General features: G+C 42.7%; 4 protein-coding genes and 1 pseudogene. 3 read left to right on the forward strand and 2 right to left on the reverse strand.

From position 1 onward, the window contains the following. Positions 1-349 precede the first annotated feature (349 nt). Entirely contained in the window at positions 350-3130 is a 2781-nt protein-coding gene (gene ppc / locus ACT3QP_RS13795; RefSeq protein ID WP_192519192.1) for a phosphoenolpyruvate carboxylase, read from the reverse strand. A gap of 369 nt (positions 3131-3499) precedes the next feature. On the opposite strand from ppc, the gene ACT3QP_RS13800 reads away from it, so the two are divergent. Next, positions 3500-3787 (forward strand): LysE family transporter, encoded by a 288-nt coding sequence (locus ACT3QP_RS13800; RefSeq protein ID WP_413038448.1) that lies wholly within the window; start codon positions 3500-3502, stop codon positions 3785-3787. Between the two features lie 165 nt (positions 3788-3952). Here the strand turns inward: ACT3QP_RS13800 and ACT3QP_RS13805 are convergent, their stop codons facing one another. Then, entirely contained in the window at positions 3953-4969 is a 1017-nt protein-coding gene (locus ACT3QP_RS13805) for a bile acid:sodium symporter family protein (protein WP_192519193.1), read from the reverse strand. A 306-nt stretch (positions 4970-5275) separates the two neighbouring features. Here ACT3QP_RS13805 and ACT3QP_RS13810 point away from each other — a divergent pair, with 306 nt between their 5' ends. Both ACT3QP_RS13810 and ACT3QP_RS13815 read left to right on the forward strand, forming a co-directional pair. Further along, positions 5276-6295, forward strand: a complete 1020-nt coding sequence (locus ACT3QP_RS13810) for an IS701 family transposase (protein WP_444525897.1) — start codon at positions 5276-5278, stop codon at positions 6293-6295. A gap of 108 nt (positions 6296-6403) precedes the next feature. Continuing rightward, positions 6404-6607: pseudogene (locus ACT3QP_RS13815) on the forward strand (DUF1445 domain-containing protein); the annotation flags it as partial.

Raw genomic sequence — 6607 nt, forward strand, 5'->3', positions numbered from 1 at the left:
GTCAGCACTAAACTGCGAGCTAGATCTATGGCACGACCCCTTGTTGATGAGTTATGTATTTGTGTCCGATGCACTACATGATGCCTTGGTACAAGCGAATATGGACGGCCAATGGAATATGGTGTCTTGTCAGTTGGTTTAAATAAGATGGCTCGATAATTCCGTTTAGTGTCAGTACGATATCGAATATCTTGGTTGATATGCTTATTCCTAGTATTACTGGCGCGTGTCTTCAATTCACTCGAATGGGCTATTTATTTTGACGTTTATTAAAATCTGGTGAAAAAAATGAGGCTCCGCTCACGGAACCTCAATTGGTATAAATGTTTTATTTGTCCTACAGATGCTCTTAACCTGTATTGCGTAAGCCCGCTGCCAGCGCATTGATACTACGGATCAATGGATCTTCTACATTAAGGTCGCCATGTTCCGTATGGTTAGGGGTGCCCTGTTGTCTGGCACGTTTTAACAGCTCAATCTGTATATAGTTAATCGGGTCTAGATAAGCATCTCGCCACTGAAGGGATGCCGCTAAGTTTTCTTGGCTAGACAATAAAGAGTCTTGCTCAAGCAGCGAGTTTAGACCTGAGTTGGTCAGTGCGTATTCGTCCGTGACCGCTGTCATAATCTGTTTGCGCAGCGGCTCATCATCACACAACTGGCTGTAGGCCTCGGCAATATTCATATTGGCTTTGGTAAAGGCCATCTCAATATTACTCATAAACACACTAAAGAACGGCCATTTAGTACTCATTTCTTTCATCAACGCTTCGTCTTTTTTGACGCTATCTAGCGCACTACCGACACCATACCAAGCAGGTAGGGTAAAGCGTGCTAATGACCAACCAAACACCCAAGGAATCGCTCGCAACGTGGTCTTACTTGGTAGGCCTTTTTTGCGATGGGCAGGACGTGAGCCAATATTCAATAAAGAAATTTCTTGTACTGGCGTGACCTCGGAATAGAATTTATAAAACCCTTCGGTGTGATCGGTCAGCTCACGATAACGTTGCTCACCCGCATCTGCTAAGCGTGCAAACAGTGCCTCATAATCTGGTAACTCAGTAGGCTGCACCACAAACCTTGACGAGCAGGCTTTGAGTGTACCTGTGATACCCATGGTGAGCTCGAACACAGCGGTGTCGGTATTGGCGTACTTGGCATATAACACTTCACCTTGTTCGGTCACTTTAACTTGACCGTGCAGGGTGCCCGCAGGTTGGGCAGCAATTGCTTTGTGCGTTGAGCCACCACCACGGCTCACAGAACCACCGCGACCATGGAACAGTCGTGTTTTGATGCCATATTTTTCGGCAATATCGTTAATAGTTTGCTGTGCGCTATAAAGCTGCCATGCCGAGGTGATGATGCCGCCATCTTTCGATGAGTCTGAGTAACCTAGCATGATCTCTTGCGTGTTATCGGTGTTCTGTAGCAGTCCACGGTACAGTGGATTGTCTAACACGGCAGGTAGTATTTGGTCGATGTTTTTAAGATCTTCGATGGTTTCAAACAAGGGTGCGACGGGTAGGTCAGCAGACAGTTGACCATCAGCGTCAACGGTACACAAGCCTGCAAAGCGCATTAATAGCAAGACTTCTAGCAGTTGACTGGCATTATTGGTCATTGAGATGACATAACTACCAAAGGTGTCTGGTCCGACCAATTTACGTAATGTCGCCACAGAGTTCATCAGCGCTAACTGTTCGCGTGTTTTGTCACCCAGATTGTCGGTATAGATAAGCGGTGTGCCGGGCTTTTCGAGCAAGCGTGTGAGCCACTCTTGGCGTTCTAGCTCATTGAGCGTTTGATAATCAGGCAGGTTAGAAGCACTGGCAAAGATATCGGCAATCACTTCGCTATGGTAAAACGACTCTTGACGGATATCGAGTGCCGCCAAATGAAAGCCGCAAGTTTTGACCAAACGAATCACATCAAGCAATAAGCCTTCTGCATGCGCGGTATCGTGCGTGTTTGCGCTTTGACGAATAATGCGCAGGTCTTCTAGTAATTCTTGTGGATTGCGGTACGCGTCTTTTTCGGCCTCGATATCTGTGCCTTGGCTTTGGATGCGGCGATGAGTGGCTTTGACTTTAGTCAGAATGATAGAGAGCAATCGACGATAAGGCTCATTACTGTAATCGTCGGGATTGTAATCAAAGACTCGCTTATCGAGTTCGCCATAGCTCTCAATTTTGGCATAGACCTCAGGTTGGATGGTCACAATCGTATCACTGTGGATCAGCTGGCGACGCAGCTTTTTGATCAATACTTGATAGTGACGCAGTACGGTATCAGCATGCATCAATACGGCACGTTCTGTGGTTTCAAAAGTCACAAATGGGTTGCCATCTCTATCACCACCGATCCAAGAGCCGAAGCTGATGAATGCTGGCAACGGATAGTCGGTCAGTTCTGGATAGATATCGGTAATGGCTTTTTTAATATTACGATAAACCTTAGGAATGGCACTAAATAAACTGGCATTAAAATAATGCAGTCCGTTATTGATTTCATCATAGACCAGAGGTTTGCGGGTACGTACTTCATCAGATGACCACAGCAAATCAATGGTTTGAGCGGTTTGCTCTTTTGCTTGCTCATAGGCAAAGCTGTTTTTGTCTAGATTGTTTAGTGCATCACTATGAGTAAAAAGGCTTTGTAGTATGTTCATCGTCGTACGGCGACGCGCTTCGGTAGGATGCGCGGTAAACACAGGCATGAATTTTAACTGATCAATCAGCTCTTGCATTTGCGCAGGTTCAATATTGCGCTCACGACACTCAAGTAGCGTACGGCGAAACGAGCCTTCCCAGCTGTGCTCTGATTGGAGACGTTGGGCTTGGCGTTGTTCACGTAAATAGTTCTCTTCGCTTAGATTAGCAAGGAAAAAATAGATAGAAAAGCCACGTATGACGTTCTTTAAGGCTTGATTGTCCAAAGAAGCAATAAAGTCGATGAGCTGTTGTTTGTTTGCTTCATTAGGCTCACGGCGTTGTCTAATAAAGCCTTTACGCAGTGTTTCGATAGTTTGCACGGTTTGCTCGCCTGATTCGCGCGAAATGGCGTCACCTAAAAATGAGCCCAACAAGCTAATACGTTCACGTAATACATTGTTATCTAGCGTCATAATTGACCTTTTCCTTAAGTTGGTAAGTGTGCTTTATAAATCCATTGTCATTGGTGCTACTGGTTGTTGATCTTAATGATATAGCCAGTGAGCTCCTCAGTTATTGCTAAGTTGCTGTTAAATCACTGTGAAGTCACTTTCAATTCACCACGGTGTTATCCTCACTTGAAGTATCACATCTATCTACACTCGGCTGCCTTGTATGCGTTTTAGGGGGCTTTGATTATGGTCGCCGTTGACTGTGATACTGAGCGCTTAAATAACTTAACACAATAATGAACCTCCGCAAACCTATCAAACCGTAACAATTAAATATCCTATTGACATCTATTTGGAATACGACATAGTGTTTTTTACCCAAAATTGATATTGAGTCTGACCAGTCCAAAAGGCATTTCATTTTTTCTATCGTTCTTTGTACATCTCGTAGAGCCAAGCTATGCGTATCCTTTAATGTCATTTTTGATACTGGCTATCATTTTACAAATGATCAGCTTGAGCTACGAGAATGTGATGGTGTTGGCAGGCCAAAGACTGTCCAGTAAATTTAAAAGATACCCAATGGGTATCGTTGTGAGTACGACACTAGTAGGCTGTTTGTTTATTGGTTTTGCAAGCAATCTGTGGCTTGCTGTCGTGCAGGAGTGTGTGTATTAATAAGTTGATACATTCAGTGAATAACTAAACCGCTACAGCGTTACTCTTTTTAGAGGCACTACTTTAGAAGCCCTACTTATAAAATGTTTGGATTAATGATGTTAGGTTATCAACATAATCTAACATCATTCTTTGACTGCTATTTAACAAGCATCAGTCTCAGTATCAACCCTTTTCACCAGTTTTAATCAGTGCGACTGTTTCATCATTATCAATAACAGCAGATGATTTTGCTTGTTTGCGCTTATCCCACCAAGCAAAGAGGTTTGCCAATACAGAGCCAGAGACAGAATGCCAGATACAAGCGACGGCTGCCGCGATGGCAGATTCGGCATTACCTGGGAAAAACTTGGTACTCAAGCCAGTTGCCAGCCCTGCATTTTGTACACCGACCTCAATAGATATGGTGCGTTTTTTGGGCTTATTCATACCGAATAATGCACCTGAGTAGTAGCCCAATACGTAACCGACGGCATTGTGTACTGCAATGGCCAAAATGACGACCAGTCCTGATTGTAAAAACTGACTGCCAAATACAGCTGCAACGCCACCAACGATCGCGGCAAAAGCCAATACAGCAACGCCTGGCATAACGGCACGCACATCTTTAAACCAATGCTTGTTGTGAAATAAAATATTTAGTATGGAGCCGATAGCAACAGGTAGTAGGGTTACCAGTAGCATGAAGCGGAACATGCCCCAACCATCCATTTCGACTGATTGACCCACTAAATAATTTAACCAAAGGGGCGTCACTAAAGGTGCAATGATGGTTGATACAGTGGTCATACCCACTGAAAAAGCCACATCGCCTTTAGCCAGGTAGCTCATGATATTTGAAGAGACACCGCCTGGACAAGTGCCGACCAATACCAGTCCTAATGTTAAGCCAGGTGAGAGGTCAAATAGACGAGCCACGCCAATTGCCAATATCGGCATAATGGTATATTGGATGATAGAACCAATAAAGATATCTAATGGGCGTTTGGCCAATATTTTGTAATCTTCTTTGCCAAGCGTCATGCCCATCGCAAGCATGATAACGCCTAGTACAATAACTTGGGTATCACCTGTTACCCAAGAAAAAGTCGCGGGTTCTATAAATGTCACTGCTGCTGCCAACACAATGACCAATGCAGTAAACCGACTTAACTGTTGGCTAATCTTCCCTAAAAATTGCATTTATAAATCCTTCTAGGCCGAAAAAATAATCAATTATAAGTTTAAAACCACTGTATTTCCAACAGGTTTGGCCATTTTTTAGCGAACAATAAGTTGCCTTTATGGCAACTTTAAATGCGGTTTTGAGTTTGGATTCACGTTATGGCCGTATTATTATATTCATATAAATACATATTATTGATGTGAAAAGAATAGCTTGCCATCACACGCTATATCGAGAAAAATCTGTCTTGTTATTATAATAGGACTTACGCAAAACCAGAGATATATTGCCAACCTAAAGCATAGCGTAGTACCATAATAGTCATGAAGAAGCCTAAAGTAACCCGACTAGATTATTGCCAGTATCTCATGGTGAGCCAAATAAACTACACCATCACCAACTATGCTGATCATCATCCTGAGAACATCAGTCATGACCGTATCAACCGTTATATTAAAGGTGACAAGCTCAAACCTCGTCTAGTATGGGAACAAGTTAAACAAGACATTGTCGCCGATGCTGAGGGTTACTTGCTCTTTGATGATACGGTATTAGACAAAGATCACAATCATAAGATAGAACTGGTCAACCGCCAATATAGTGGCAATGCTAAACGATTAATTAAAGGCATTGGTCTTGTAAACTGCATCTACGTTAACCCGCATACCCAGCAGTATTGGGTTATTGACTACCGTATTTACGACAAAGCCATCGATGGTAAAACCAAGCTTGATCATTTAGAAGATATGTTACGACACACGATCGAGTACAAGCAATTGGTATTTAAAACGGTGCTTATGGACAGCTGGTATGCCACTAAAGATATCATGCTGACCATTGATGGTTTAGGTAAAATCTTTTACTGTCCGCTTAAGAGCAACCGTTTGGTTGATGATTCTAAGGGGCAACGCGCTTATACCTCAGTCAGTGCTTTACAATGGACTGAGGCCGAACAAGATAATGGCAAATTAATTAAGATCAATAAATTTCCTAAAGACTATAAAGTGCAACTGTTTCGGGTTGTGGTGAGTACTCACCGCACGGATTGGGTCGTAACCAACGATACCACTCAAACAAATCGTGATGACGTACAACAGGTGTGCGCCATACGCTGGAAAATTGAGCAGTTTCATCGTGAGATTAAGCAATTAACAGGTATAGAGTCTAATCAGTGTCGAAAAGCACGTATTCAGCGCAATCATATTTGCTGTTCTATATTAGTTTGGATAAGTTTGACCCGTATTGCTAGGCAGACAAAGAAAACGGTATATCAGTTAAAACATGGCTTGCTGGATGACTATCTCTGCGAGCAGTTACGCTCGCCTAGACTGATTGTTGCGTAAGTCCTATATAAAAATCTTCTGTTAAGTTAAATAAGGATTTCATGGTTACAACGTATGGATCATAAATTTTTATCTGCCAAAAGTAATAAAACGTAAGAGGCTGAAACAATGCTGGATTTAGCAGATATGACACCGAAAGAGGTCAGAGCACTAATCGGTCAGAACGAAATCAACAAGCCGACTTCTGGCATGTGCAAAGGTCACATACAAGCAAATCTAGTCATAGTACCCAAGAAATTGGCCTATGATTTTTTATTGTTTGCACAAAGAAACCCAAAATCTTGTCCTATTTTAGATGTGACAGATATTGTG

Origin of the sequence: Psychrobacter sp. AOP7-B1-24, assembly GCF_052376215.1 — a bacterium.
Lineage (GTDB): Bacteria > Pseudomonadota > Gammaproteobacteria > Pseudomonadales > Moraxellaceae > Psychrobacter.